23 protein-coding genes are annotated in these 26,412 nt (G+C 58.1%); 15 read left to right on the top strand and 8 right to left on the bottom strand.

The window, feature by feature from the left end; translation table 11 throughout:
• The first annotated feature begins 47 nt into the window (after window positions 1–47).
• The 6 genes from RWV98_RS17100 (at window position 48) to RWV98_RS17075 (ending at window position 5,026) form a co-directional block, all read left to right on the top strand.
• Complete coding sequence (locus tag RWV98_RS17100) at window positions 48–860, top strand: glycoside hydrolase family 25 protein (RefSeq protein ID WP_317862315.1); 813 nt, start codon at window positions 48–50, stop codon at window positions 858–860.
• 133 nt (window positions 861–993) lie between these two features.
• Entirely contained in the window at window positions 994–1,449 is a 456-nt protein-coding gene (locus RWV98_RS17095; RefSeq protein ID WP_317862314.1) for a MarR family winged helix-turn-helix transcriptional regulator, read from the top strand.
• Between the two features lie 16 nt (window positions 1,450–1,465).
• Entirely contained in the window at window positions 1,466–1,969 is a 504-nt protein-coding gene (locus RWV98_RS17090; RefSeq protein WP_317862312.1) for a flavodoxin family protein, read from the top strand.
• On the top strand, window positions 1,966–2,586 hold the full coding sequence (locus tag RWV98_RS17085) for an NAD(P)H-dependent oxidoreductase (RefSeq protein WP_280963156.1): 621 nt from the start codon (window positions 1,966–1,968) through the stop codon (window positions 2,584–2,586). The genes RWV98_RS17090 and RWV98_RS17085 overlap by 4 nt, the downstream gene beginning before the upstream one ends.
• A 107-nt stretch (window positions 2,587–2,693) precedes the next feature.
• Window positions 2,694–4,034 carry an MATE family efflux transporter gene (locus RWV98_RS17080; RefSeq protein WP_317862309.1) on the top strand — a complete coding sequence of 447 codons (1,341 nt, stop codon included), beginning with the start codon at window positions 2,694–2,696 and terminating at the stop codon, window positions 4,032–4,034.
• A gap of 113 nt (window positions 4,035–4,147) precedes the next feature.
• Window positions 4,148–5,026: a helix-turn-helix transcriptional regulator gene (locus tag RWV98_RS17075; protein ID WP_317862307.1), complete on the top strand. Its 879-nt coding sequence runs from the start codon at window positions 4,148–4,150 to the stop codon at window positions 5,024–5,026.
• A gap of 75 nt (window positions 5,027–5,101) precedes the next feature.
• Here the strand turns inward: RWV98_RS17075 and RWV98_RS17070 are convergent, their stop codons facing one another.
• The 5 genes from RWV98_RS17070 to RWV98_RS17050 all read right to left on the bottom strand — a co-directional run bounded on the left by RWV98_RS17070 (window position 5,102) and on the right by RWV98_RS17050 (window position 11,657).
• A complete protein-coding gene (locus RWV98_RS17070; RefSeq protein WP_317862305.1) occupies window positions 5,102–6,148 on the bottom strand; it encodes an aldose epimerase family protein in 1,047 nt (348 codons plus the stop codon).
• 6 nt (window positions 6,149–6,154) lie between these two features.
• Window positions 6,155–7,645 (bottom strand): UDP-glucose--hexose-1-phosphate uridylyltransferase, encoded by a 1,491-nt coding sequence (locus RWV98_RS17065; protein ID WP_317862303.1) that lies wholly within the window; start codon window positions 7,643–7,645, stop codon window positions 6,155–6,157.
• Between the two features lie 15 nt (window positions 7,646–7,660).
• Window positions 7,661–8,650, bottom strand: a complete 990-nt coding sequence (gene galE / locus RWV98_RS17060; RefSeq protein ID WP_317862301.1) for a UDP-glucose 4-epimerase GalE — start codon at window positions 8,648–8,650, stop codon at window positions 7,661–7,663.
• A gap of 35 nt (window positions 8,651–8,685) precedes the next feature.
• A complete protein-coding gene (locus RWV98_RS17055; RefSeq protein ID WP_317862299.1) occupies window positions 8,686–9,975 on the bottom strand; it encodes a galactokinase in 1,290 nt (429 codons plus the stop codon).
• A 656-nt stretch (window positions 9,976–10,631) separates the two neighbouring features.
• Entirely contained in the window at window positions 10,632–11,657 is a 1,026-nt protein-coding gene (locus RWV98_RS17050) for a LacI family DNA-binding transcriptional regulator (protein WP_280963165.1), read from the bottom strand.
• 458 nt (window positions 11,658–12,115) lie between these two features.
• On the opposite strand from RWV98_RS17050, the gene RWV98_RS17045 reads away from it, so the two are divergent.
• Window positions 12,116–13,006 carry a DUF6612 family protein gene (locus RWV98_RS17045; RefSeq protein WP_317862297.1) on the top strand — a complete coding sequence of 297 codons (891 nt, stop codon included), beginning with the start codon at window positions 12,116–12,118 and terminating at the stop codon, window positions 13,004–13,006.
• A gap of 77 nt (window positions 13,007–13,083) precedes the next feature.
• On the opposite strand, the gene RWV98_RS17040 is transcribed toward RWV98_RS17045, so the two are convergent.
• On the bottom strand, window positions 13,084–14,298 hold the full coding sequence (locus tag RWV98_RS17040; RefSeq protein ID WP_317862295.1) for a cation:proton antiporter: 1,215 nt from the start codon (window positions 14,296–14,298) through the stop codon (window positions 13,084–13,086).
• Window positions 14,299–14,323: 25 nt separating this feature from the next.
• Complete coding sequence (locus RWV98_RS17035) at window positions 14,324–14,947, bottom strand: TetR/AcrR family transcriptional regulator (RefSeq protein ID WP_317862293.1); 624 nt, start codon at window positions 14,945–14,947, stop codon at window positions 14,324–14,326.
• 253 nt (window positions 14,948–15,200) lie between these two features.
• Between RWV98_RS17035 and RWV98_RS17030 the strand changes: the two genes are divergently transcribed.
• Window positions 15,201–16,853 carry a sensor domain-containing diguanylate cyclase gene (locus tag RWV98_RS17030; RefSeq protein WP_317862292.1) on the top strand — a complete coding sequence of 551 codons (1,653 nt, stop codon included), beginning with the start codon at window positions 15,201–15,203 and terminating at the stop codon, window positions 16,851–16,853.
• Between the two features lie 139 nt (window positions 16,854–16,992).
• Window positions 16,993–17,268 (top strand): zinc-ribbon domain containing protein, encoded by a 276-nt coding sequence (locus tag RWV98_RS17025; protein WP_280963170.1) that lies wholly within the window; start codon window positions 16,993–16,995, stop codon window positions 17,266–17,268.
• 334 nt (window positions 17,269–17,602) lie between these two features.
• Here the strand turns inward: RWV98_RS17025 and RWV98_RS17020 are convergent, their stop codons facing one another.
• Complete coding sequence (locus tag RWV98_RS17020) at window positions 17,603–18,235, bottom strand: SGNH/GDSL hydrolase family protein (protein ID WP_317862289.1); 633 nt, start codon at window positions 18,233–18,235, stop codon at window positions 17,603–17,605.
• Window positions 18,236–18,455: 220 nt separating this feature from the next.
• Here RWV98_RS17020 and RWV98_RS17015 point away from each other — a divergent pair, with 220 nt between their 5' ends.
• From RWV98_RS17015 to RWV98_RS16990, 6 genes are all read left to right on the top strand, one after another.
• Window positions 18,456–19,559, top strand: a complete 1,104-nt coding sequence (locus RWV98_RS17015; RefSeq protein WP_317862287.1) for an ROK family protein — start codon at window positions 18,456–18,458, stop codon at window positions 19,557–19,559.
• A gap of 450 nt (window positions 19,560–20,009) precedes the next feature.
• Entirely contained in the window at window positions 20,010–21,269 is a 1,260-nt protein-coding gene (locus RWV98_RS17010; protein WP_317862285.1) for a Glu/Leu/Phe/Val family dehydrogenase, read from the top strand.
• A 72-nt stretch (window positions 21,270–21,341) separates the two neighbouring features.
• Window positions 21,342–22,787 carry an aldehyde dehydrogenase family protein gene (locus RWV98_RS17005; RefSeq protein ID WP_317862283.1) on the top strand — a complete coding sequence of 482 codons (1,446 nt, stop codon included), beginning with the start codon at window positions 21,342–21,344 and terminating at the stop codon, window positions 22,785–22,787.
• A 24-nt stretch (window positions 22,788–22,811) separates the two neighbouring features.
• Entirely contained in the window at window positions 22,812–23,690 is an 879-nt protein-coding gene (locus RWV98_RS17000) for a sugar phosphate isomerase/epimerase family protein (protein WP_317862281.1), read from the top strand.
• Between the two features lie 19 nt (window positions 23,691–23,709).
• The gene (locus tag RWV98_RS16995) at window positions 23,710–25,467 is read left to right on the top strand and encodes a cobalamin-dependent protein (protein ID WP_317862279.1); all 1,758 of its coding nucleotides are present in this window, start codon (window positions 23,710–23,712) and stop codon (window positions 25,465–25,467) included.
• 19 nt (window positions 25,468–25,486) lie between these two features.
• A complete protein-coding gene (locus RWV98_RS16990) occupies window positions 25,487–26,410 on the top strand; it encodes a class II fructose-bisphosphate aldolase (protein ID WP_317862277.1) in 924 nt (307 codons plus the stop codon).
• Window positions 26,411–26,412 lie beyond the last annotated feature (2 nt).

Below are 26,412 nucleotides of genomic sequence, written 5' to 3'. Positions count from 1 at the left end.
CATAGGGTAGAACCAGAAATTCTATCCGATGAAAGGAGGAATGGCGGATGCTGAGAGGGATCGACGTCAGCGAGCACGACGGCGCGATCGATTGGCCGCAGGTAGCGCAGCATGGGCAGCAATTCGCTGTGATTCGGTCAAGCTATGGCCTGTACAGTGTGGACGAACGCTTTGCCTATAACTATGAGCAGGCGGGAGAAGCCGGGCTGCTGCGCGGGGTCTACCATTACAGCTATGCGCTGAACGACGCGGACGCCCGCGCGGAAGCGAACCATGTGCTTTCCGTTTTGGGCACCAGACGGCCCACCATGCCCATTTGGCTCGATATGGAGGACGCGGACGGGTACAAGGCGCGGCATGGGTTCGTGTTTTCCAGACAAAACATCACTGGCCTTTGCGCGGCATTTTTAGAGGTCATTCGTGCCAATGGGAGGCCCTGCGGCGTTTACGCCAACGAGGATTGGCTGACGCATTACATCGATGTGGAGCAACTGCCGCCCTGCGACGTGTGGCTGGCGCAGTGGAGCGCAAAGCCTACCTATACGGGCCGCTATGAAATGTGGCAGTATGCCTCGACCGGGCGCGTGCCCGGCATTCCGACCAACGTAGACCTTGATCTGTGTTATAAAAACTACCGAAAGGAGCCCGAAATGACACAAGAAGAGTTTAATCGGATGTTCGATACGGCGCTGAACGGCTATCTGGCGGCGCAGGAGGAGAAGGCGCCCAGCCGCTACGCGGTAGAAGCTTGGGCCGACGCGAAGAAACAGGGCATTATGGACGGCACCGCGCCGCGCTCTTGCGCCACGCGCGAACAGCTTGCGGTCGTGCTCGATCGTCTGGGCCTATTGGATAAATAACGGAAGCGCGCCCCGGGCGGCACAGGAAAACTGTGCCGCCCTTTTTGCGTACCCTATTGACAAATGGGAAGAAAGCGCCTATTATGAGTTTAGAAACTAAACTGTATAGATGCTAAAATTGGAGGATGATAGCATGAGGGACTTTTCTGAGCTGACCGCGCTGATGGAGCGCGTTGTCCATAAATATACCCGTTGGGAGGACAAAAAGCGCACCTACGGTACCGAGGTGCCGCTATCCAAGGCGGAAATCCATACGATCGCCGCCGTTGGCGATCATACGAATATCAACATTACCGCGCTTGCGGAGGTTATGGGCGTCACGAAGGGCGCGGCTTCGCAAATGATCTATAAGCTGGTTGATAAAGGCGCGGTGGAAAAACGGGTATCGCCGGATTCGGATACCGAGGTGGTGCTGAACCTCACCGCGGCGGGAAAAAAGAATCACGAAGCACACGCGGCCTACCATCGGCAGGCGGGCGACAAAGCCTTGAACCTGCTCAGAGAAATGCCGGAGCCGCTTTTGGAAAGCATGGCGGAATATTTTGAAGCCTTCGAGAAGGTCATCGATGAAGGCTTGCGGGAAGAGTAAAGGGCGGTGAGACCATATGGCAAAACGATTACTGATTTATGATGTGGAGCCGCGTTTGGAGGCGACTTTTGACCGGCGACAGGGGATGGACCTGCTCTTTTCCGCCAACCCGCCGGTCGCGCACTGTATCGGTTGTTTTGGGTGCTGGATTAAAACGCCCGGCCGGTGTGTAATAAAGGATCGGGCTTCGGTGCTCCCTTCCTACTTTGCGCAATGCAGCGAGGTCATGATCGTCAGTCCCATTTTATATGGCGGCTATTCGGCCAATGTAAAGGCTGTTTTAGACCGTTCGATCGGTTATTTGCTGCCGTATTTCCGGTATATCGATGGACAGATGCACCATCAAATGCGGCACCAAAATCCCTTTCAGCTAAACGTACACTTTTATGGAACGTGCGGCGATAACGAGCGGAGCATCGCAAAAAGATTGGTCAACGCCAACGCGATCAATTTGGGCGCGGCAGGCTGTTCGGTACTGTTTTATGAAACGGCGGAAGAAATCGGGGTGGCAACTCAATGAAAATTGTAATGTTAAGCGGCAGCCCGCGCCCAAAGCGAAGTACGTCTCTATATTTGCTGGATATCCTAAAAGATAAACTGGCGGCGGAAAACGAGATAACGATGTATCAGTCGACCGGCACCAATCTGGCTGCCTTGGCGGCTGACCTATCCGGCAGCGATGTTTTTGTGATCGCATGCCCGCTCTATGTGGATGGCGTGCCTTCCAACCTGCTGCAAGCGTTAAGCGCCGTCCAACAGGCAAGCATAACGGGACGGGAAAAGATCAGAGTCTACACGCTGGTCAACAATGGGTTTTATGACGCCGCGCAAAACAGCATAGCGATCGATATCCTTTGGAATTGGTGCGATCAGTGCGGCTTTCAAAGGGGCTGCGCGGTGGGAATCGGCGCGGGGGAAATGGTGCAGATGGCGCCAATGGGACATGGGCCGCTCGTTAATTTGGGCAAGGCGATCGATCGGCTTGTCAAGACGATAGAAGCCGGAAGCGCCCAAAATGATCTGTTTGTAGAGCCGAATCTTCCACGCTTTTTATATAAGCTGGCCGCCCATTATGGTTGGCGCAAGCAGGCGAAAGAAAACGGCTTAAAAAGCGCCGCGATCAGGAAAACCGAATGAGGATCAAAAAGAAATACCTGCTAACGCGGTATTTTTTTACCTATATTGTTTAGCTTTTATACTGTAGAGGTGCTAACTGACGCGAAAACCGGAAAGAAGGATTTATCATGCAAGAAACACACACCGAGCTGTTGGAAAAAGCGCCGGTGAAGCCCGCGCTTTTGCGGCTCGGCATACCGGCCATGACCGGTATGCTGATCTCCACGGTCTATAATCTGGTGGACGCTTTTTTTATCGGCACATTGGGCACCCTGCAAACAGCCGCCGTTACGGTGGTCTATCCGCTAACCATGGTCGCCATGGGTGTGGGGCTGCTGTTTGGCAACGGGGCGGGCTCTAACATTTCTCGGCTGCTCGGCAAAAAGGATGCTGAACAGGTGGGCGCTTTCAGCAGTACGGCCATCCTTTCCGGCGTGGCGGTCATGGCCGTGCTGGCGGTCGGCATGCTTCTGTTCCTCAAGCCGCTCATGTATGCCTTGGGGGCCTCGCGGAGCAGCTATGGGTTTGCAAGGGATTACGGTATACTTTATATCATCGGGTTGATCTTCAATGTGTTCAATATGATAATGAACAACCTGATCGCGGCAGAGGGCGTTTCTTCCTTCGGCATGTTTGCGATGCTGGCGGGCGGCTGCGCCAATCTGGTGCTGGACCCGATTTTCATTTTCGCCTGCGGCTGGGGCGTGGGCGGCGCGGCGGCGGCCACGCTGCTCTCGCGCTTGGTTTCTTCCGCGTTTTATATCGGGTACCTGCTGCGGGGAAAAAGCTGCCTTCGTGTTTCGGTTCGGCGCTTTCGGCCGAATGGTAAGCTTTATGCTACAATCTTCCGTATCGGCTTGCCCGTTTGTTTGTTCCAGTTTTTGGCCGGCGCCGCGGTTACCTTGACCAACAACGCCGCAAAGCCGTTTGGCGAAGCCGCGGTAGCCGCCATGGGCATTGTCAACCGGATCATGTCCATTGAGACCAACGCGCTTTACGGCTTCTTAAAGGGGTATTCTCCGCTGGTCGGCTACAGCTACGGCGCGGGAGATCTGGCGCGCGTGCGCGAAGCGACCAGAACCGCCGCTCGTTGGAGCACGGCGGCCAATATCCTGTTTGGCGTGATCTGCATCGTGCTCGCCGGGCCGCTGATCCATCTGTTCAATCAGTCCTCCGCGCAGGTGCTGTCGATCGGCAGCGCCGCACTCCGTGTGGACGCGGTCTCCTTTATGCTGCTGGGCGTGCAGATCGTCATCGGCAATTACTTTTTGGCGACGGGCAAGGCGCGGCAGGGCGGCATGCTCAGCGTATTCCGGCAAGGATTATTTTTCATCCCGTTTCTTTTAGTGCTGAGCCGCCTTTGGGGCATTCCCGGCATGATCGGCGCCCAGCTGGCGGCGGACGTGTGCGCCACGCTGCTGACACTGGCGCTATGGAAAAAGGAACGCGCACTACTGCCCGCAGCATAAAAAGCTGCAAGATCCGTGGATTTGCATTATAATAGAAAAAGCGATTGCGCAAAAAACGTCGAGCGGTTTTTTGCAAAGTCTCCTATAATAACGTTTGTCGGGAGGTGACACAGATGCAGGAACAAATAGAAGCCGTACAGCGCATGCAGGATTATATCGAAGCGCACTTGTTTGAAAATATCACGCTGGCCAATCTCGCGGCGGCGTCGCTGTTTTCACCGTGGTACGCGCACCGGCTGTTTGTCCGTCAAACCGGAATGGCCCCGGCGGATTATATCCGCCGGTTCCGCCTTTCCAAATCGGCGCTGCGGCTGCGGGACGAACCGTGCAAAATAGCGGAGGTGGCGTTTGCCATGGGGTTCGGCAGCGTGGACGGCTACCAGCGCGCGTTTCGCCGTGAATTTGGGTGCAACCCGAGCGAATACGCCGCGCATCCGGTTCCGGTCTATCTGTTCACCCCCTACGGCGTGAAGTTTAGGCATATCGAAAGGAGACCGGTCATGGAAAATTTAAAGAACGTATTTGTACAGGTGATCGAAAAGCCCGCGCGCAAGGCGCTGATCAAGCGTGGGATCAAGGCGGCCGATTATTGGACCTATTGCGAGGAGGTGGGCTGCGACGTGTGGGGCTTGCTGCAAAGCATCCGATCCATTAGCGGCGAACCGGTTTGCCTGTGGCTGCCGCTGCCGTACCGCAAGCCGGGCACCTCGGAGTATGTGCAGGGCGTCGAGGTCGGCGTGGATTACGACGGCGTCGTGCCCGAGGGCTTGGATGTGATCGACCTGCCTGCCGCCAAGTATCTGATGTTTCAGGGCGAGCCGTTCGCGGAGGAGGACTACTGTCAGGCCATTGACGAGGTGCAGGCTTCGATCCAAAAGTACGATCCGGCGGTGATCGGCTATGCGTGGGATGAAACGAACCCCCGCGTGCAGTTGGAGCCGATCGGCACAAGGGGTTATATCGAGCTGCTACCGATCCGAGAGAAGCAGTAAAAAACACAGCAGCGCACATGGCAAAACGGTTTGCCGTGTGCGCTGCTGCTATATGGGGTGGGTTATGGGCTTGTTTTATTCTGCCGAAAAGCGGAACACGGTTTGGTGCCGGTATGTCTCGCCGGGGCGCAGCACGGGCTGCGGGAACTGGGGCAGGGTGAGCGCGCTTGGGTAATACTGCGTTTCCAGACAGAAGCCGTGCCGCGGCGCGTATTTGACGCCGCCCTTGCCCGCGGGCATATCGGCGCGTAAAAAGTTGCCGGTGTATAGCTGCATACCGGGCATGGTGGTATCCACATCCATGATGATGCCGGTGCGCTCGCTACTCACACGCGCCGCAGGGCGCAGCGTACCAAAGGCGCCGTCCACGATAAAGTTGTGGTCGTACCCGCCGGCAAGGCGCAGCTGTTCAAAATCGTCGTCCCAATGCGCGCCGAGGGGCGTTTCGCGGGTCAGGTCCATCGGCGTGCCCTGCGTCGCGGCGATCTCGCCGGTCGGGATACTCGCGGCGTCGATCGGCGTATAGCGCGCGGCGTTCAGCCGGATGCGCTGCCCGCCCACCGGACCCGCGCCGTGGCCGTCCAGATTGAAGTAGCTGTGGTTCGTCAGGTTGCAGGGGGTAGGCGTGTCGGACTCGGCGTGATAGTCGATGATCAGACTGTTCGCCGTCAGCCGATAGGTAACGGCGGCGTGCAGCGCGCCGGGATAGCCTTCTTCGCCCGCCGGGCTGTGGTATTGCAGGCTGAGCCCTTCGGAATGGATCGAGGTGATCCACTGCCGTTTATCAAAGCCAATTTTACCGCCGTGCAGGTGGGTCGTACCGTTTTCATTGCAGGCAAGCTGATAGGCTTGCCCGTTCAGCACAAAGCGGCCCTCCGCGATGCGGTTGGCGCACCGGCCGATCAACGCGCCGATATAGCAGGTCTGCTGTTCGTAATCCTCGGCCGAATCAAAGCCGAGCACCACGTCCACGGGCTTGCCGTTCCGGTCCGGCACGGTAAGCGACTGCAAAACGCCGCCCAGCGTCAGGATCGAGGCGGAAAGCGCCCCTTCCGTCAACGTATAGCGCAGCACCGCATGGCCCGCGCGGTCGCGCCCAAAGGGCGTGCATACAATATCCATGTAAAATCACCTCACCGTTTCTATAAAGCGAAGGAACGCGGCCTGCCCTTTGTCCGTGCGGGCAAACACGCCCGCGTCCTCGAGCACGGCGGCGAACACCTTGCCGACCTCCTGCCGCAGCACGTCGCGCACATTGGCTTCGCTCAGCGGTATGCGGCGCGCGATCTCCTGCGCCCACGCGGCATGGGACGCGGTGCTTTCATCCGCCGTCAGATCGGCTCCTTCGATCAGGCCCGCGGCCACGCTTTCCAGCTCGTCTTTCAGGCGGGCGGGCAGCACGGCAAGACCCATGACCTCGATCAGGCCGATGTTTTCCTTCTTGATATGGTGCTTTTCCGCGTGCGGATGGTACAGGCCGAGCGGGTGCTCCTCTGTCGTTAAATTGTTGCGCAGCACAAGGTCCAGCTCGTAATCGTCGCCGCGGCGGCGGGCGATCGGCGTGATGGTGGAATGCGGCACGCCGCCGGTCTCGGCATAGATCCGCGCGCCTTCGTCCGTATAGCCGCGCCACGCCTTCAGAATGCGATCGGCCAGCTCGATCAGGCGCTCGCGGTCCGCGGCGCGCAGGCGAATGACCGACATCGGCCAGCGCACGATACCGGCGGTCACATCGTCAAAGCCGGCGAACGGTACGCGCGTTTCAATCGGCGCACGCTCCATGGCAAATTGGTAGTGACCGCCCTGAAAATGATCGTGCGACAGGATGGAGCCGCCGACGATCGGCAGATCGGCGTTCGAGCCGACGAAATAGTGCGGGAACTGGGTGACGAAATCGGTCAGCTTGCGGAAACAAGCGCGGTCGATCTGCATGGGCACGTGGCGGCTGTTCAGCACGATGCAGTGCTCGTTATAGTAAACATAGGGGGAATACTGCAAAAACCACGGGCTGCCGTCGATCGTGAGCGGGATGATGCGGTGGTTCTGCCGCGCCGGGTGATCGACGCGGCCCGCGTAGCCCTCGTTTTCCGCGCAGAGCTGGCACTTGGGGTAGCCGGATTGCGGCATCTCGCGCGCGGCAGCGATGGCCTTGGGGTCTTTTTCCGGCTTGGATAGGTTGATGGTGATATCCAGCGTGCCGTAATTGGTCCCGGTCTTCCACTGCATATCCCGCGCGATGCGGTCGCGGCGTATGTAATTGGTGTTTTGGCTGAACTGATAGAACCAATCGGTCGCCTTTTGGGGCGACTGCGCGTAAAGCGCGCGGAAACGAGCGGTCACCTCGCGCGGCGGCGGGGTCAGGCGGCCCATCAGCGAGGTGTCGAACAGGTCGCGGTAAACGATGGAGTTTTCACTCGTCACGCCGCGCGCGTAAGCGTCGTCCGTCAGTTCGTCCAGCACGCCGGGCAGATCGATCGGGCCCTCATAGGCGGGCGCGTCAAAGGCGGGAAGCTGTAATACCTCCAGCAGCGCGTTCGTGGCCCACACGCGATCCTCGGGCAGGGTTAGCCCGGTCTTTTCCGCGTATGCGATCAGCTTGGCGACTGCGTTGTCGATCATGGCGGTTCGCTCCTTTTACTTGAAGTAGCCGTGGGGATGGGCCTTGTGCCAGTCCCACGCGGTCGCGATTATGGTGTGCAGGTCGTCGTACTGCGGTTCCCAGCCGAGCACCTCGCGGGCCTTGGCACTCGAAGCGATCAGCTGCGCCGGGTCGCCCGCGCGGCGCGGGCAAACGGTAGCCGGGATCGGGTGGCCGGTCACGCGGCGGGTCTCCTCGATGACCTCCTTGACCGAAAAGCCCACGCCGTTGCCAAGGTTAAAGATGTTGTTTTCACCGCCCGCGAGCAGGTAGTCGAGCGCCAGAATATGCGCCTGCGCCAGATCGCAAACGTGGATATAATCGCGGATGCAGGTGCCGTCCGGCGTGGGATAATCCTCGCCGAAGATGGCGATCTGCGCGCGCTGGCCGTTCGGCACTTGCAGGATCAGCGGCACAAGATGGGTCTCCGGATTGTGGGCCTCGCCGATCGAGCCGTCTGGCTGCGCGCCGCAGGCGTTGAAGTAGCGCAAGGCCACAAAGCGCAGGCCGTGCGCGGCGGAAACCCATTTCATCATCTTTTCCATCGAAAGCTTGGTCTCGCCGTAGCAGTTGGTCGGGTCGGTGCGATCGGTTTCGAGGATGGGCACGCGCTCGGGCTCCCCATAGGTCGCGGCGGTGGAGGAAAATACGATCTTCAGCACGCCGTGCGCGACCATGCTTTCCAGCAGCACCTTGGTGCCGGTCAGATTGTTATCATAATATTTCAGCGGGTCCGTCATGCTTTCGCCGACCTGACTGTTGGCGGCGAAATGGATCACGCCTTCGATCTGCTCGCTTTCCAGCACACGGTCCACAAACGCGCGGTCGCGGATGTCGCCTTCGTAAAAGCGGGCCTGCGGGTGCACGGCCGCACGGTAGCCGGTCTCCAGATTATCGGCCACGGCCACGTCGCGTCCCGCGTCGATCAGCGCGCGTACGGTGTGCGAACCAATGTAGCCCGCGCCGCCCAAAACTAAAATTGCCATAACAAAATGCCTCCTTGCATTCGGTGATCGATTCGTTAACCCGCAATAACAGCGCCGCCCTCCGGGCGGATACGCAGCACATGGCAGCAGCCCTTGCCGAACGCGGCTTCGATCCGCCCGCGGAACGTATCAAGCTGCGGGAAGGGCACAAAGGCCTGCACGGTTCCGGCAAAACCGCCGCCATGCACACGCACCGCGCCCGTACCGCCGAGCAGGCGGCGCGCCAGCGCAATCACGAGCGGCAGGGCCTGCTGCCCCGGGGCCGACGCGCTGTACAGATTTTGCAGGTGCTCGGACGAGGAGATGCCGGACTGGTTGACCAGATTCAAAAACTGAACAAAGTTATCGCTCTCAAGCGCTGTCGCCTGCTTTTGCGCGCACAGGTTGTCGTCGAAAAAGTGGATGGCGCGCAGCACGGCGCGGTCGCCCGCGGCCTTTCGCAGAGCGGGGATGTTTTGCCAAAACGCTTCATAGTCGACCTGCCGCAGCACATCCTTGCCGAAAAAGGCGGCCACAGCGCCCATTTCACGGGGGATGGCGGCGTAATCCTCGGTCAGGTCGGCGTGGTCGGCGCCGGAATCGATGATGCACAGCGCGTGGCCCGAAGCGGAAAGGTCGTAATCGATCTGGTGTACGATGGGCGTTTCGGGGTCCTTAAAGTCGATCGAAACGATGCCGCCCACCGCGCTGGCAAGCTGATCCATCAGTCCGCAGGGCTTGCCGAAATACACGTTTTCCGCGTATTGGCCGATCTGCGCGATCTGCACGAGCGAGACCGCGTCCTGACAGAATAAGTGGTTCACGATCACGCCGATCAGCACCTCGTACGCCGCCGAGGACGAGAGGCCCGATCCGCCCAGCACGGTCGATTCGATATAGGCGTTAAACCCGCTTACCGGATGGCCGAGCGCGGTAAAACGCGCGGCCACGCCGCGCACCAGCGCGGCGGAGGTGCCCGCTTCGCCCGGCTGTACGGCAAGATCGCCGAGCGATACCGCGATATCCGGATAACCGGCCGAGCAAATATGGATGGTATCCGTGCCGTTTGGCCCGGCGCAGGCAAGCGCGTCCAGATTGATGGCGGCGGCCAGCACGCGGCCGCGCTGATGGTCGGTATGGTTGCCGCCGATCTCGGTGCGGCCGGGGCCGCTGAACAGGCCGACCTCGCCGTCCGGCCCAAAGATTTTTCCATATCTTGAAAGCACGTGGGATAGCCGCGCGCACAGGGCGGGCAGCTCGCTCGGGTCGCAGCCGGTCATGGCGCGCAGGCGTGAATCAAGCGCGCCGTTCCCGATTTCAGCGGAAAGGCTGCTTTGTCGTAACATATGCTCTCTCTCCATTCTTATCCGTATCAGTTGCGCAGTGCTCCTATCATCAGGATAACACTGTTTTAGTAAAAACTCAATGAAAGTTTTACTGAAAAACCCACCAAAAACGCCCTCGCTTTTTTGGTGGTTTTGCAATAGTAAAAAAGCACGCCTTGGCGTGCTCCAGCTTGTTAAAAAATCCCCTCGCGCCGCAGCGCGTATAAAGTGTCAACTTGAAGCAGCGCTTCAAGTTGAAAAAAGTGGGAGCATGTATCCAATGTCATAAAGATAAGGGAAACGCATAGGAAAAAACAAGGGAATCACCGAGCTAGTAGGGCGCGAGAAGGTGAATTGGCCGAAGGCCAAGAGAAGCTGGTCTGGACCACGCCTCCGGCGCGCCGTCTCGAAGGGACGTAACGCTTCCTGAGAAACCATGTCCCTTCGCTCGGCTGTACCAGCCTGTTTGATGCTCTCACTTATCCCGGTGCTTCGCTCTCGGCGCGCCGAGGGCGTCGCGCCCTACATGTTCTGTACTTGCGATACCTTTTTGTCTTGTCTGACCTTAACTGAATGACATTGAGCATGTATCTCACCTTTTTAACAAACCGACTTCAAGTGCGCCTGTAAGGCGCGCGCAGATGCCTGAAGCACGCCGTAGCGTGCACTTTTTTTGTTTATTTACTGGGTGCAAAAACGCTGTCGCGCTCGATCAGCGTGGGCGGCACGACGATCTTGAGCGGCATATCCGGCAACGCGCCGTCGGTGCGGCGGGCAAGAAGGCTCACCGCGGTGGCGCTCATTGCTTCGACGTGCGTGCTGATGCTGGTGAGCGGCGGATCGGTCAGCGCGGAAACAGCGGTGTTATTAAAGCTGATGATGGAAAGGTCGTGCGGCACACGCAGCCCGGCTTCCCGCATCGCGCCGACCGCGCCGATCGCGGCTTCTTCGTTGGCGGCCAGCAGGGCGGTGGGCATCGGCCCGCCGGCGGTCAGCCGTGCGCTGATGGCGTCGCGCGCGTCACGCGCGTTCATTTTCGCGTTAAAGAGCAGTTTGGGATCGAACAGATCCCGGTCCTGCATGTATTGAATAAAATACTGCCGCCGCACTTCCGGCGCGGGGCGCTTTTTTTGGTCCAGCTTGCAGTCCGGCCCTAAAAAGCCGATGCTGCGGTGGCCGCGCTGCATAAAATAATCGAGCGCCTGCTCGACGCCAAGGCGAAAATTCAGCACCACGGAATCAAAATGCAACTCGTCCGGCGCGGAATCGAGAAAAACCAAATTTTCGGTGATGCTGCGCAGCGATTCAATCTGCGCTTCGGAAAAAATACCGATGGCGAGCACGCCGTCCACCGGCTGGGGCATATTCTGGCGGTAAGCGCCGTTGCGTTCCAGCAGGTGCGTGACCTCGGCGCCCAGATCGAAAAAGCGCTGCTCGGCAAAGTTTTTCAGGTATAAGTAGTAAGGATCAGCCAACTGCTGGGCCGGGGTGAGCATTTCCGCAATGGCGAAACGACGTGTGCGTATGTTCACGCGCGCCTTGCGCGTGCGCGCGGCGGTATCGTAATGCAGCTTTCCGGCGGCGTCCAGTATCGCGGCGCGCGTCGAATCGCTCACGCTCATCGTGGGGTCGTTATTGAGCACACGGGAGATCGTCGCGATGGAAAAACCCGTATATTCCGCCAGCTCTTTTAGCGTAGCCATGCAGCCACCTTCTTTTACTAAAAAGTTGAAGCTATATTTTCATTATAACCGAAAGCCGGGACGGGTGCAAGCCGCTTATCGTACGGAAACGTGTTTTTTTCGTCGTTTTAAGCGGTTTTTTTGAAGGATATACCAGTTTATTGCATGGCACATACATTTTTCCTTTTGTTCATGACGTGATCATAAGAAGCCATATTGACACTGCAACCGGTGCGAACACGATTGCGCGCCGGCAGCGCAAGCCGCAAGGCAAACGCGCGGTGTGTCATGCGGGTTTGGGAATTTCCACATTTTGTACAGCGGCTTTCTTGACGAAAGGCGGCGGGTGTGGTATCCTCGACAGTGTAAGGGCGGCGCGTGTCATGACCCACAACGGCGCCGCATACGCTATGGGTGGAAATTGCGCCCCTTGGGGCGTGTTTCAATATAAAACTCACATACACAAAAGGAGACGAAAAATGAGAAATACCAGAAGCTGGCCGCGGCGGGCGGCCGCGGCGATCCTGACACTGACGATGGCGGCTGGGCTTGGCGCCTGCGGCGACAAGGCTGACGGCGGCGCCGCCGGCCAGAGCATCGAGGATATCATGAAGACCGCGCAGGCCAACATGGCGGATGTTAAGAGCATGAGCTATGATATGACCATGAGCATGGAAATGAAGGCGAATGACGAGACCCTGAAGATCGCCACGAGCGGCAAGGTCGACCAGATCGTCGATCCGATCACGATGAAACTGGATATGAACGTGGATATGGGCGAGGTCGGCAATATGAATACCGCCATGTACGTTGCGCAGGATGGCGATAAGTACATGCTGTACACCGGAATTGACGCGGGCGACGGCAATCTGGTTTGGCAGAAGCAGGAGATGGCCGATACCTCCGCGTTCGATCAGATGGACGCGCGCGAAAGCTTTGACCTGTATCTTTCCAGCGCGGAAAGCTTTAAGGAAAACGGTACCGAAACGGTTGGCGGCGCGGAAGCGACCCGTTATGACGGCACGATCTCCGAGGAGGACCTGGCTCAGGTGCTCGAAGCTTCCGGCGTGATGGACCAGTTTTCCAGCCTTGGCATTACGGGCGACCAGCTGGATACCATGCTCACCGATCTGGGCGACCTGCCGATCAGCCTGTGGATCTCCAAGGCGGACCAGATCCCGGTCAAGTACGAAATGGACATGACCGCGATCATGCAGAGCCTGATGGGCAAGATGATGGACAGCATGGGCGCGGGCGAGGACGATAAGCTCGACGTAGCCAACGTGCTCGTATCCATGACCGTGAGCAACATCAACGGTGTGGAAAGCATTGAAATCCCCGCGGAAGCGCTGAACGCCGCCGCCGCGTAAAAAGCAAAAGCGCAAAAAGTCTCCGATGTAAGAATCGGAGACTTTTTTATGCGAAAAAAGGCGGTGCGGCGCGTGCGCTAACGCAGCTCGCCCGACCATTCAAAGCCTTTTTTGGCGATAACGACCGCAAGCACCTCGTTGATGACCGCCGCGGCCGCAATCGTGCCCTGAATGATCTGCGCGCTTTCAGGCGCGGGGCCGCTGAGCACGGAAACGGCAATGCCGGTGAAAACGAGCGAGACGCCGGAATGCGGCAGCAGCGTAAGGCCCAAATACTTGCGCACGGTCTGCGGCGCGCCGGTAAGGGTCGCGCCCAGATAAGCGCCGCCATACTTGCCCGCCGCGCGTGAGACGATGTATAGGGCGGTAAACAGGCCCGCGCCCAAGATCAGATGGTAATCGAGCGGCGCGCCCAAATTTAAAATGACCACGATCATCGACAAACCGAGGAACGGGTTGAAGCTGCACAGAATCCGTTCCAGCCGCACCTCGCCCACCATATTGGCAAAAACGGCGGAGAACGCCATACCGATGAGCATGAAGTTCAAAACAGGGCGCGGCATGACCCGGTAGTTCAAGTAAAAACCGGCGGCGGAGGCAAGGAGCAGGGTGCCAACGAGCAGCGCGACCGTCGGCGCGGGCCCCCGTTCCTTTTTCAGGAGCAAACCGGCCGGCACGCCCACCGCCGCGCCAACTCCCAGCGGCAGCAGCACGACTAACGCGATCATATACGCCGGTAAACGCTCGGTGGAAACACGGGAAGCCACAAGGGAGATGACCGAAAAGAACACCACAACGCCCACCATATCGTCCAGCGCGGCCATGGGGATCAGGGTTTTGGTGACCGGCCCATTGGTTTGAAATTCCCGCACGATCGAAAGCGCCGGAGCCGGAGCAGTGGCCAACGCGATGCCGCCAAAGATCACGGCGAGATAGAGCGGGATATCCATGAAATGAAAAATGATGCCGAACACAAGACTGACCACCAGAAAGGTGCCGAGCGACTGCGTCAGCGTGGTGACGATGATCTGCTTGCCGAACTGCTTGATTCGCTTCCACACAAGCTCCGTGCCGATCAGAAGGCCGACGGTGCACTCCAGAACGTGAACGGCGGCTTGGTACCACAGCGCGTCGAGCACGCTCTGATCGAGCAGCTGCAGCGCGTGCGGGCCGAGGAGCATGCCGGTGATCAGCCAGCCGAGAATAGCGGGCAGCTTGATCCTAGCGAGCAGCCTGCCCACCACAAAAGCAAGAACGACTGTGGCCAAAAGCCTGAGAATCGGTAATAGCATGGGGCCTCCTTTGTTGCACGCGCCGTCAGTCCTTTTCCTTCGCAACGCCGTAAAGCATAAGGTCGATTAGGGCGGGCAGCTTGCTTTCGTGGTTTTCAATCAGGAGGGACAGGTCGGTGCCGCCGACAGCCTGCGTTTGATAATACCCGTTGAACATCTCCTGAAAAATAAAGAAATACTCTTTGGCGGCCTGCGCCGAGATGCCGTCGCGCAATTCAATATGATCGAGCACCGCTTGATAGCGGGCGGCATGGAAGCCGTCGAACGCGCGGCGAAGCGTCCGAAGCTCGTTTGCTAGATGAAGCGGGGGCTGGAACAGCGTTTGAAAGAAAAGGCGCTTATACGAGGGCTGGTCGGTAAAAAAGGTTTGCCGCCGCGCGAGCAGCAGCCGCAGGCTGCCCGCCGTATCGTCCGGCGGGTAAGACGCGCTTTGCAGGTATGCGGTCAGCTCGTCAAAGCAGGCTTGCACACACCGCAGATACAGCTGATCCTTGTTTTCAAAATTGTAATAGATCAGCCCCTTGGGGATATGGTTAACGCTGCAAATGTTGTTGATAGAAGCGCTTTCATAGCTTTTGCCGCCAAATTCAGCGATTGCTGCGGTTAAAATGCGCTGATACGTGCGTTTGCTCCGTTCCTCCTGCTTCATACGCCGGCCTCCTAAAGTAGACTATATGGTCTATTTTACACGAAATAGACCGGTCGGTCAATAAAATTTTTCAAACGAATTGAGAATGGAACGGAACCACACCCCCTGCAAACACCATGGCGAATCCGGCAAGGCCTTGTGAAAAGTGCTGTTTTATTGACTTGATGTGCGGGGGGACGAGTTGTATAATGGTAACAACACAATGCATAGATGTGCTTGCGGCCCGATATAAAAAATTAAACGGGGGATCACCATGAGCGTTCGTACTTCCATGTACCGCATGGTTTTTGCTTTGATCGTCTTGCCCTTTCTACTGTTTAGCTTGGTTATCACAAATCTGTACTCCAGCATACTGGAGAACATCATTGCGGATAGCCTTCGTGTGGTCGCAGATGCGCAAGTTGCGGAAATGGCGAATTTTTGTGAGCAGCAAAAAGAATATCTGGAATTTATCGGCACCATGGATCTGTCTCACGCGGCCATGCGCAGCGAGCTGGCCGGAGATATGAATCAGTATTTGGACAATGTGCTTTTGGCCCGCGTGCAAACGCTGGACTATTTGAACACCCTTGCTATCATTGACAACAAGAACCGCGTCGTCGCGTGCAGCGCGGCCCACACGGCCTTTGCGAATGAGGGCATCGATAACGTGTTGCAAGCCATGAAGGGGCAGCCCTTCCACATTTCCGACGTGTTGACGGACGCCAAGGGCCAAAAATTGCTGGTGGCGACCGCCCGGATCGAGGAAGGCGGGCAGACGCTCGGCTATATTTTGGCGGAGATCAATCTTGATTTTTACAGCGCGATCCGCGAGCGGGCCGAGCTTTGGAACGACTCGACGTTCTATTTGCTGGACGGCCGCGGGCAGATCGTCAGCGCGGGCACGCAAAACGAAAAGCGGGAAAGCTTTGTGACGAGCGCGCAGGAGCGCGAGGATTATAACGAAAAATATAGCGCCATTGATTTTGAAAAGGAACCCGAAGGCAGCTTTTGCTACACCATGAACGAAAATAGTTACATCACCTATTATTCCGACGTGGCATATACCGATTGGCGCGTGCTGCTTTCGGTGAATTTGAGCAATTACCAGTCCAAGGAGACCGTGTATTTCGTTTTGGCGTGCTCCATGGTGCTTTTATGCATCCTGCTGGCGATATGGATCGGCCGGTTTGCCTCCAAGCGGATCATCCATCCCATCAAAAGCATTTCCGGCACCCTGCAAAACATCAGGCAGGAGCAGGATTATACGCTGCGGGTAGCGGTTGAACGCAAGGATGAGCTGGGCAGCTTGGCCGGGGAAGTGAACGAGCTGCTTGACTTTATAGAAACGGAAAATCTCTATAAAACGCAGCAGCAGCGCCTGCTTCAGGCAAAGGCCGAGCAGGACGCGCTGACCAAGGTGCTGAACAAGGAGCGCATCGATCAGGTCTTGCAGGAGGCGATCGAGCGGCACCGGGCGGATCGCACGCCGATGGCGGTCCTGTTTGTGGATGTGGATGATTTTAAAGATTTCAATACACAGTATGGGCATAACGTGGGCGATCAGGTGCTTTTGTACCTCACCTCCAAGTTGGCGCAGCAAACGGGCGGCACGGTGGGCCGCGTGGGCGGAGACGAGTTTTTGGTGATCATGGAAGCGTCGGAGCAGCTTGCTTCGCTCGACGCGTTCCTGAACCGGCTGGAAGAGCCGTCGAATAACCAGTTCGTGGTGCGCGGCAGCGGCGCCCGGCTGTATGTTTATTGCAGTATCGGCGCGGTCCGTATCGACTTTTCGCAAAGCGGTATGGAGAATTTGACTTCGGCCCAAGTGACCGAACGGGCGGACGCCGCCATGTACCAAGCCAAGCACGGCGGCAAGCACGGCCACGTGATTTTAGACTATACGCCCCCCGATGTTATGGAATAAAAAGGTCTTTTCCGATAAAAAACGTATTTTCTGCGGAATCCGGGAACATTTGCAAAACTTTTTGTTGACTTTATCGCGATTAAGAGGTACAGTTAAACCATCGACCAATCATGGCGAACTAACTTAAAAGAGGTATTACATGTTTCAAGACAAAACTATCGTCTGCAAGGATTGCGGACAGGAGTTCACCTTCACAGCCAGCGAACAGGAGTTCTTTGCTGAAAAGGGCTTCACCAACGAGCCGCAGCGCTGCAAGCCCTGCCGCGATGCACGCAAAGGCAACTCCCGCGGTGGTCAGGGTGGCGGCCGCCAGATGTATGACGCTGTTTGCGCCGAGTGCGGCAAGCCCTGCAAGGTGCCCTTCGAGCCCCGTAACGACCGTCCTGTGTACTGCAGCGATTGTTTCCGCAGATAAACAGAACTCGTCTCCCATAGCTTGTTAAAAAAGCACCCCAAAGCGATCGCTTTGGGGTGCTTTAGCGTGTCGACAAAGTCGACACGCTGTCTAGGGGGCACCCAGTGCCCCCTAGATACTCGACCCGTTCCGGAGAAACCGGTCTCGATACCCCCGGGTTACGCGCCCGGTGGCGCGGGTCGAGGTGTTTTTTCGAGGTACACGCCCCCGAAAAAACGGATTTTACGTCGCTTCGCTCCATTTTACATTCTATACGCGCTGCGGCTAGAGACCTTTGTCTACAGTCTGAAGCACCCCAAAGCGATCGCTTTGGGGTGCTTTTTATCGTTGTGGGCTATATGATCTGCCGGACCTGTATTGCCAGCGCCTGTGCCAAAGCGCGGTGGCCCGCCGCGTCGAGATGCACGCAGTCCGCGCCGGGCCCGCAATGTGCGGCAGCGTCCAAGAAGGCGCAGCCGTATTGCTCGGCAAGGCGGCGGTAGACGGTTTTGAGCCGCCGGGAGTGGGCGACCGAATTTTCATCGTAATAAAAGGCAAATTCGTTTTCGGCGATCGCGGGGTCGATTTCGGGCGGGGAGACCAGCAGAAGCCGCGGCGTTTGCCGGCCCGACCAATGCACCGGCGTGCGCGTGAACTGGATGTAGCGTTCGAGCGCCAGCGCGCTTTCCTCGGGCGAGACGATCAGCTGCTTGCGGCGGTCGTTGGTGCCCAGCATCAGCACGACCAGATCGAGCGGGTCGGCGCTGGACAGCGCGGTGGGGTAATAGGCAAAGCCGTTGCGGCCCGGTTCAAGCGGCAGCTCATAGGCCGTCGTACGCCCGCAGAGTCCCTCCTCGATGATGCGGCAGTCCGGGGCAAGTTCCGCCGCGAGCCGTCCGGTCCAGCGCTCGCAAAAGGGAAAACGGGCGTCCGTTTCACTGTTGTACCCCCAAGTGTTGGAATCGCCATAGCATAGAATGTGTTTCATAGGTCGCGCTCCTTTCCGTTGCCTGACTTGCTTTTCAATATAGCACAATAAAAATCCTTGTCAATATAAAAAGACAAACGAAAATCATTTTGAAATATAGAATCAAAATAAGAAATCGTAACTATTGACACTGGGTAAGCGGGAATGCTATGATGTGAATAGGAAAATAATGAAATTTTTAACGGCGCCGAAACAGGGGCCTTGAAACAGGGTGAAATACATGCACACTATTCGGAACGATATCACAAAAGTGAAGGAAATAAACGTTGAACTGATCAAATCCGCCCTCAAGGGGCTGGGCACGGCCACCAAGGCGCAGATCGCGGAGGCGACCGAGATCAGCGTGGCGACCTGCGGCAAGATCCTCAACGAGCTCTGCGAAAGCGGCGAGGTAATGGAAGCGGCGGTGACCTCGGGCGGTTATGGCCGCCCGGCGAAAAGCTATGTTTACAACGGCAACTACTCGCTCATCGCCTGCGTTTATGTGGCAAGCGACCGCGGCAAGGTAACGCTTTCCTCCATGGTGTGCAACCTGCTGGGCGAGGTGCAGGAGGAATCCACGCGGGAGATCGAACGGGCCACCTATGATGTGCTGGAAGATACCATCCGCCGCCTGACAGAAAAGCACGCGAAGCTGCGCGTGGCTTCCATCGGCATACCGGGCTATATCACAAACGATGTGATCGGCCTTTGTAACTTCGTCGATTTGATGGGGCTGCCGCTGCGCAGCATGCTGCAGGAAAAGTTCCCGGATATCAAAATACTTGTCGAAAACGATATGAACGCCGCCGCTTACGGTTTTTACCAGAACAACTGCGGCGGGCGCGACACCACCATTGCGTTCATCTATTCGCCGATCGACGCGCAGACCGGGCTGGAGCAGATGCTGCGGGAAGACCCCACCATGCCGGTGAGTGAGGAACAGCGCACGCTGATCAACCTTTCCATCAACTTTGGCGCGGGCTTTGTGTCCGGCGGTCATATCCTGCGCGGATTTTCCGGGTTTGCCGGCGAGGTGTCCTTCCTGCCGGTGGTGCGCTCCAAGGAAATCGATCCGGTGGATGCGTCGGTCGAGTCGATGAGCCATATCATCGGTTCGATCGTGCCGGTGCTCAACCCGGAGATCGTCGCGCTGACGGGCGGTTATTTTGATAAAAAGACGGTGGAGGAGATCCGTGCGCGCTGCCTTCGGCTGATTGCCCCGCAGCACATGCCGCAGATCATCCTCAGGGCCAATATCCACGAGGAGTATGTCAGCGGGCTGCTCAATTTGGCGCTGGAGGAACTGTCCTGCGGCGTGATGCTGGTCAAACGCAAAGCATAAGCCCCCAAAATGCACACAAACCGAAGGGCGCGTTGCAAAATAAAAGAAATTCCGTATGTCATTCTGATCGAAGTGAAGAATCCCGCGCGAACGCGCGGAATGAACGTGGAAACCGCGCGTTCGCGCGAGATTCCTCGTCGTTTCTCTCCTCGGAATGACAAGAATTTTTTTATTTTGCAACGCGCCTTTGTTATGTCACGAGAAATGCACAAAAAAACAGAGGGAAGATTGGCGGGAATCACGTATTTGAGGGGAATTGCATAAAACGGATTGACAAATGGAAAAGGTGGCGCTATGATTATTGCAACAACTAATTAAATAATTAATTAAAAGTAAAATCAAATATAGTTTGCAGCGGGGAGGACCGCTTTTGAGAGGAGGCGAAGGTACGCGCCCCGCAATAAAAAGCATATCGTGCAACACGAAACAGCAAAGTGAGGTAAAGGAAAAATGGAACGCTATAATCCGTTTGACAATGTGATCACTGTTGTGGAAAACGCGGCGCAAAAACTCGGCTACGCACCGGCGGACTATGAAACGCTCAAGCACCCGGAGCGCGAGCTGCAGGTCTCCATCCCCGTGCGGATGGACGACGGCACTATCCGCGTATTTGAAGGCTACCGCGTGCAGCACTCGACCACGCGCGGCCCGGCCAAGGGCGGTATCCGCTTCCACCCCGCGGTGAATAAGGACGAAGTTAAGGCGCTTGCCGCGTGGATGACCTTCAAGTGCGCGGTCGTCAACATTCCGTACGGCGGCGCGAAGGGCGGCGTGGTGGTCGATCCGAGGCAGCTTTCCAAATCCGAATTGCGGCATATGACCCGCCGCTTCACCGCGATGATCGCGCCCATCATCGGGCCGGATCAGGATATTCCCGCACCCGATGTCAATACCAACCCCGAGATCATGGGATGGATCATGGATACTTATTCGATGCTGAAAGGACACAGCATGCCCGGCGTCGTCACCGGCAAGCCGCTTGCCATTCACGGGATTCCGGGCCGTATGTCGGCCACCGGACGCGGCGTGATGTTCACCACCAAGAACATTTTAAAGAAAATGGACATTGCTTTTGAGGACGCGGCCATTGCGATTCAAGGCTTCGGCAATGTGGGCGGCACGGCGGCGCGTCTGCTTTATAAAGAGGGCTTTAAAATCGTGGCGGTCAGCGACGTATCGGGCGGCCTGTACTGCAAGGACGGCCTGAACATCTATGAGCTGCTCGATTTTACCAAGAAAAATCCCGATAAGCTGTTTGCCGATTACGAGGCGGAGGGCGTTTCGCACATCACCAACGCCGAGGTGCTCGCGGCCGAATGCACGGTGCTGATCCCGGCGGCAATGGAGAACCAGATCAATGAGGACACCGCCGCCACCCTGCGCTGCAAGATCGTTGTCGAAGCGGCCAACGGCCCGACGAATCTCGAAGGGGATAAGATCTTGGCGGAGCGCGGCGTCACCGTCGTTCCCGATATCCTTTGCAACGCGGGCGGCGTGGTCGTATCCTATCTGGAATGGGTGCAAAACCAGCAGGCCATCTACTGGGAAGAGACCGAAACCAACACAAAGCTCAAGCACGTCATGGACCGCTCCTTCGGCGAGGTTTGCGAAATGGCGGAGGAAAGCAAGGTCACCCTGCGCGAGGCGGCGTATATGATCGCGATCCAGCGCGTGGTGGAGGCGAAGAAGATTCGCGGCGTATGGCCGTAAAATTTTTTCGCGAGTTTTAATTGAATTAATAAAAAGTAAAATGAAAATTGGGATATTTATGGAGGTAGACTCATGTACGTTCAACTTGGCGGCGGGACCGTTGAAAAGGAGCGTGAAGCGCTGACGGTCTTCGATCCGACAACCGGCGAAGCGATCGACACCGTGCCCGCGCTGACGAAAGCGGATATCGACCGCGCGGTGGAGACAGCGGCAGAGGGACAGCGCGAGTGGGCGGCCAAGCCGCAGACCGAGCGCAACCGTATCTTACGGCATTTCGCCGAGCTGCTGCTTAGCCGACGCGCCGAGCTGGGCGAGCTGCTATGCCGGGAAAACGGCAAGCGCATCGCCGAAGCGGAGGAGGAGTTCGACACCGTGGCGGCCTTGGTGGAGAGCTACTGCGACAAGGCGAGCCACCTATACGGCGTTTCCCTCCCGAACGGGACGGACGCGACCAACTGCCACGGCGATATGATCGTCACGCGGCACGAGCCGGTCGGCGTGGTCGCCTGTCTGCTGCCGTTTAATTTCCCGGTCGAGCTGTGCGGGCACAAGATCGCGCCCGCGCTCGCGGCGGGCAACGCGGTGATCATCAAGCCGCCTTCCGATTGCCCGCTCGCCATCATCCGGCTGGTGGACTGCCTGCACGAGGCGGGCGTGCCCGCGGGGGCGGCGCAGGTCGTCACCGGGCGCGGTTCGGTCATCGGCGACACGCTGGTGTCGCACCCCGGCATCGCGGCGATCACCATGACCGGCGGCACCGAGACCGGCGCGCACATTGCCGAGGTCGCGGCGAAAAACCTGACGCGCTGCTATTTTGAGCTGGGCGGGAACGACGCCTTTGTGGTCATGGACGACGCGGATATCGATTGGACGATCGGTCAGGCGCTGGAAGGCCGCGCCAATAACGCGGGGCAGGTGTGCTGCGCTTCCAAGCGCTTTATCGTGCACGAGAGCGTTTTCGGCGCGTTTACCGACAAGCTGATCCTAGCGCTGAAGGGGCTGAAAATCGGCGACCCCATGGACCGCTCGATGGATATTGGCGGCATGATCTCGGAAAAGGCGCGCGACGAGGTGGTGCGGCAGATTCGCCGCACGGTGGAGCAGGGCGCGAAGCTGGTCTACGGCGGCGAGCCGCAGGGCAAAAACTTTTTGATCCCCGCCGTGCTGACCAATGTGACCGGCGCAATGGATGTGGCCCGCGATATGGAGATCTTCGGCGCGGTGTTCCCGATCATGACCTTCCGCACGGCGGAAGAAGCGCTGGCGCTTGTGAACAACTGCCCCTACGGACTCAACAGCGCCGTGTTTTCACGGGACATGGCAAAAGCCATTTCCTTTGCCGAGCGCGTGCAGGCTGGCAGCGTCATCGTGAACGGCGGCAGCAACTACCGCACCGCGACCATGCCGTTCGGCGGTTATAAAAAGAGCGGCGTTGGGCGCGAGGGTTCGTCCCACACGCTGCTGGAGTTCACGCAGGAAAAGTCCTATGTGCTGCGCAACGTGCTGGGCAATCTCTGAAAAGCTGGAAAGGAAGAATTCGCAATGATGAAGATCGGTCTTAATACCAATACCTTCGCGGGCGAACCGCTCGCGGTGCTGCTGCCGATGGCAAAGGACTTCGGCATTACATATTTAGAGCTTTGGGGCTCCAACCTTGCGCCGAACGGCGCAGCGCCGGTAAACTTTTACGCGTTCTCCGATAAGGACCTGCAAACGGCAAAGCGGCAGATCGCGGACGCGGGGCTTTTGGTCGGCTCGGTATCGTCCGGTCTGGGGCTGGATACTAAAATGACCAGCGACCCGGAGGCGTTTTCGAGAGAACTGGTCGCCACGGTCGAGGCGGCCGCGTTCTTCGGGGCAAAGGTCGTCAACCACTATTCGGATAAGATCCAGCCGGGCACGACGCCCGAATTGGGCCGCCTGCACGACTATTTCGACGCGGCGCTAAAGCGCGCGGCGGAGCTGGGCATTACGCTGGCGCTGGAAAACGAAGCGGGCGACGCGAGCCGCACGCCGGAAAACATGCTGGCGATCATGCAGGCGTTCGATTCCCCGTTTTTCAAGACGAATTTTGACGCGACCAACTACTATCACGCCTCTTGCGAAGCGTTCCCCTACGCCTACGAGCTGCTGCGCGAGCACATCGCCTATGTACATATCAAAAACGGCCGGCTGTACCGGCCGGGCGGCTTCTGTCCGGACACCAAATGGTTCGGCGGCGCGATGACGATGGAGCCGGGCACGATCTATTACTGCGAGGCCAAGGACGGCGTGGTCAACATCGACGGTCTGGTGCACCGTTTGGCGGCGGACGGCTATGACGGCCTGTGCACGCTCGAACCGCACACCACGCGCGAAAACGCGATCGCCGCCATTCATGGCGAAGTCAAGTATCTGCGCGCGACCGGACTGTTTGAATAACAAAAAGGAGGGTGGGCGGATGAATCCCGCAACCATTGAATACATCCGCAGCCTCAAGCCCGCGCCCCACGCGGATGGCCGCGCGCTGGTGCGGCAGGGGATCGAACTGGGAAACAGCTTTGAAGCGCCGTTGACCCGGTACGAGGGCTACAAAAACCACATGGAGTTTAAGAAGGCTTATCAGCGCGAGGGCAAGATTTACTGGACGCTGCTGATGGGGCTGGCCACCATGGAGGACGAGGTCGCCGCGGTCAAGAAAATAGATGAATTTCAAAAGCGCACGGGCTTCAAGCTCGGCTCGATGCTGCATATCCCGAGCGGCAACGTGGCCCTGCCCCGGGAATACCGCGAAAACGCGCCCAAGACGACCAGCTTTATGCTGGACGGACTGGACGACTGGATGGCGCTGCGGAACGCCGCACCCATCGATATCAGCCTGAACGATCACCATCTGGTCTGCCCGAACTCGATCGAGACCACGGTAAACGCGCTCAAGGCGGGCGCGGTGCGCGTCGGCTCGTTCGGCCAGTTCCTATGGGATTATCCCGGCTTCACCGATCACGTCAAGCGCTACTCCGATATGGTGACCTCGCTCGGCGTGATGGCCAGCAAGCGGGACGATATGTTCGCGGTCGAGACCTATCTGGACGACAGCTTTCCCGGCTATTTTATGGACTGCGCGTCCTACGTCGGCTACGCGCTGATCGAGCATTATATCTGCACCAGATTGTGCGGCGCGCGCTACGTCATTTCGTTCGGCGGCCTGCTGAGCGAGGGGCACACCCGCATCGCGGTGGCGCTGGCCCTGCACGAACTCATGGGCACTGATGAACAGCCCGTGCTGACCTATATCAACGGTTCCACCAACATGCAGTGGGATCACGATATCGACGGCAACTACGGCTTCGCCGCGCAGGAAATGCTGCTGGAAATCTGCGCGGAAAAAAAGTTCCATATGTCGCTCGGCATCAACCCGGTTTCGATCACGGAAAAAATCGCCGTGCCCACCCTGCAGGAGCTGCTGAATATCTACGCCTGCGGCAAGCGCGTGGAGGAAAAGGCGGACGAATGGATGCCGCTGATCGACTGGACGCCCATCATTCATATGAAGGACGTGATGGTGCAAGAGGCAAAGCGCTATTTCCGAAATGCAATGACGGCTTTTGAAGAGGCCGGGATCGACACCGGCGATCCGCTTGAAATGCTGCTCATGCTCAAAAAGTTCGCGCCGCAAAGGCTAGAAAGCGCGTTCCACTCCTCCACTGTGGACGGCAAGAAGAGCGAGGTGACGCCGTTCTATCCGACCGTGTTGGGCCGCCAGACCAATCAGATGCGCGACGAGATCGTGACCGAGCTAAAGGCGGAAGGCCTTGCAGGCAGTCTGACCGGCAAGCAGATCGTCGTCGCGTCCGGCGACGCGCACGCCTACGGCTTGATGCTGGTGGACGGCGTGCTGCGTGAGATGGGCGCGGAAACCGTGAACATCGGCGTGGACATGGACCCGGTCGACGTGCTGGACGCGGCGGACGAGGACGGCACGCCCTACCTTGGCATCAGCTGCCACAACGGGCAGGCGCTCGATTACGGCAGGCAGCTCAAACAGCTCGCGGCCGAACGCGGCAGGGAATACGTGATCTTCATGGGCGGCAAGCTCAACACCATTCTGCCGGGCGACGCGGAGCCGACCGAGGTGGGCCCCCTGCTGTGCGACATGGGCATTCAAGCGGATAACGATTTAAAGACAACGGTCGCGCTGATCGCGCGGCACGGCCGGTGAGGAAAGGAGCGACAAAACCATGCTGGTATCCCCTAACGTCATCATGGCGGACGCGCGCATGCGCGGTTACGCCGTGCCCGCGTTCAATTATTACAATCTCGACGTGCTATTCGCCGTGCTGGAAGCGGCGGAAACGGAAAACGCCCCCGTGATCGTGCAGCCTTACAGCGCGTACGTTCCCTTTTTGCATGACAAGGTGCTCGCCGCGGCAAGCCTCGAGGCGATCGCGCAAAGCAAGGTTTGCGCCTATCTGCATCTGGATCACGCGACCGAGTACGATCTGATCATGCGCTGTATCAAATGGGATTTTCATTCGGTCATGGTGGACGGTTCCGCCCTGCCGCTGGAGGAAAACATCGCGCTGACCAAAGCGGTCGTTCGGGTGGCAAAATCGGTCGGCGTGTACACGGAGGCCGAGATCGGCCGTATCTTCCGCGCCGGTGTGGACGACGACCGGCTGGACGACGGCGACGAGACCGCCCGCGTCGAGGACTGCGTCCGCCTGATCGAAGAGACCGGCGTTGATTCGCTGGCCCCCGCGGTCGGCACGGCGCATGGCGTTTATACCAAGCCGCCCAAGATCAACTTTGAGCGCATCGAGCAGCTGCGCGCCGCGGTCGACGTGCCGCTCGTACTGCACGGCGGATCGGGCACGCCGGATGAAATGATCCGGCGCGCGATTGAATGCGGCATTACAAAGATCAACGTCGGCACCGAGCTGAAATACGCTTGGTCCGCCGCAATGAAGGAAATGTTTAACAAGGGCGAAAAGGAGCCGCGCATCTGCTCGGCCTATGCCCGGGAAAAGGTCAAGGAAGTGGCCAAAGCCAAGCTGCGCCTGTTCGGCACGTCGGGCCATAATCCCTGCGTGGCCATGGCGCAGTGCAAGGGCATCGTTCCGTCCGCCGGGCGAAATGACGACCACGAATTCATGGGGGAGTGAGC

This window comes from Agathobaculum sp. NTUH-O15-33 (genome assembly GCF_033193315.1).
In the GTDB taxonomy this organism is placed as follows: Bacteria; Bacillota; Clostridia; order Oscillospirales; family Butyricicoccaceae; genus Agathobaculum; species Agathobaculum faecihominis_A.
This window is presented reverse-complemented; position numbering and strand designations above follow the sequence as displayed.

Excerpts from the sequence above, each read along its gene's own strand:
- RWV98_RS17100 (WP_317862315.1), top strand. The coding sequence starts at position 48 with ATGCTGAGAGGGATCGACGTCAGCGAGCACGACGGCGCGATCGATTGG.
- RWV98_RS17095 (WP_317862314.1), top strand. The coding sequence starts at position 994 with ATGAGGGACTTTTCTGAGCTGACCGCGCTGATGGAGCGCGTTGTCCAT.
- RWV98_RS17090 (WP_317862312.1), top strand. The coding sequence starts at position 1,466 with ATGGCAAAACGATTACTGATTTATGATGTGGAGCCGCGTTTGGAGGCG.
- RWV98_RS17085 (WP_280963156.1), top strand. The coding sequence starts at position 1,966 with ATGAAAATTGTAATGTTAAGCGGCAGCCCGCGCCCAAAGCGAAGTACG.
- RWV98_RS17080 (WP_317862309.1), top strand. The coding sequence starts at position 2,694 with ATGCAAGAAACACACACCGAGCTGTTGGAAAAAGCGCCGGTGAAGCCC.
- RWV98_RS17075 (WP_317862307.1), top strand. The coding sequence starts at position 4,148 with ATGCAGGAACAAATAGAAGCCGTACAGCGCATGCAGGATTATATCGAA.
- RWV98_RS17070 (WP_317862305.1), bottom strand. The coding sequence starts at position 6,148 with ATGGATATTGTATGCACGCCCTTTGGGCGCGACCGCGCGGGCCATGCG.
- RWV98_RS17065 (WP_317862303.1), bottom strand. The coding sequence starts at position 7,645 with ATGATCGACAACGCAGTCGCCAAGCTGATCGCATACGCGGAAAAGACC.
- galE (WP_317862301.1), bottom strand. The coding sequence starts at position 8,650 with ATGGCAATTTTAGTTTTGGGCGGCGCGGGCTACATTGGTTCGCACACC.
- RWV98_RS17055 (WP_317862299.1), bottom strand. The coding sequence starts at position 9,975 with ATGTTACGACAAAGCAGCCTTTCCGCTGAAATCGGGAACGGCGCGCTT.
- RWV98_RS17050 (WP_280963165.1), bottom strand. The coding sequence starts at position 11,657 with ATGGCTACGCTAAAAGAGCTGGCGGAATATACGGGTTTTTCCATCGCG.
- RWV98_RS17045 (WP_317862297.1), top strand. The coding sequence starts at position 12,116 with ATGAGAAATACCAGAAGCTGGCCGCGGCGGGCGGCCGCGGCGATCCTG.
- RWV98_RS17040 (WP_317862295.1), bottom strand. The coding sequence starts at position 14,298 with ATGCTATTACCGATTCTCAGGCTTTTGGCCACAGTCGTTCTTGCTTTT.
- RWV98_RS17035 (WP_317862293.1), bottom strand. The coding sequence starts at position 14,947 with ATGAAGCAGGAGGAACGGAGCAAACGCACGTATCAGCGCATTTTAACC.
- RWV98_RS17030 (WP_317862292.1), top strand. The coding sequence starts at position 15,201 with ATGAGCGTTCGTACTTCCATGTACCGCATGGTTTTTGCTTTGATCGTC.
- RWV98_RS17025 (WP_280963170.1), top strand. The coding sequence starts at position 16,993 with ATGTTTCAAGACAAAACTATCGTCTGCAAGGATTGCGGACAGGAGTTC.
- RWV98_RS17020 (WP_317862289.1), bottom strand. The coding sequence starts at position 18,235 with ATGAAACACATTCTATGCTATGGCGATTCCAACACTTGGGGGTACAAC.
- RWV98_RS17015 (WP_317862287.1), top strand. The coding sequence starts at position 18,456 with ATGCACACTATTCGGAACGATATCACAAAAGTGAAGGAAATAAACGTT.
- RWV98_RS17010 (WP_317862285.1), top strand. The coding sequence starts at position 20,010 with ATGGAACGCTATAATCCGTTTGACAATGTGATCACTGTTGTGGAAAAC.
- RWV98_RS17005 (WP_317862283.1), top strand. The coding sequence starts at position 21,342 with ATGTACGTTCAACTTGGCGGCGGGACCGTTGAAAAGGAGCGTGAAGCG.
- RWV98_RS17000 (WP_317862281.1), top strand. The coding sequence starts at position 22,812 with ATGATGAAGATCGGTCTTAATACCAATACCTTCGCGGGCGAACCGCTC.
- RWV98_RS16995 (WP_317862279.1), top strand. The coding sequence starts at position 23,710 with ATGAATCCCGCAACCATTGAATACATCCGCAGCCTCAAGCCCGCGCCC.
- RWV98_RS16990 (WP_317862277.1), top strand. The coding sequence starts at position 25,487 with ATGCTGGTATCCCCTAACGTCATCATGGCGGACGCGCGCATGCGCGGT.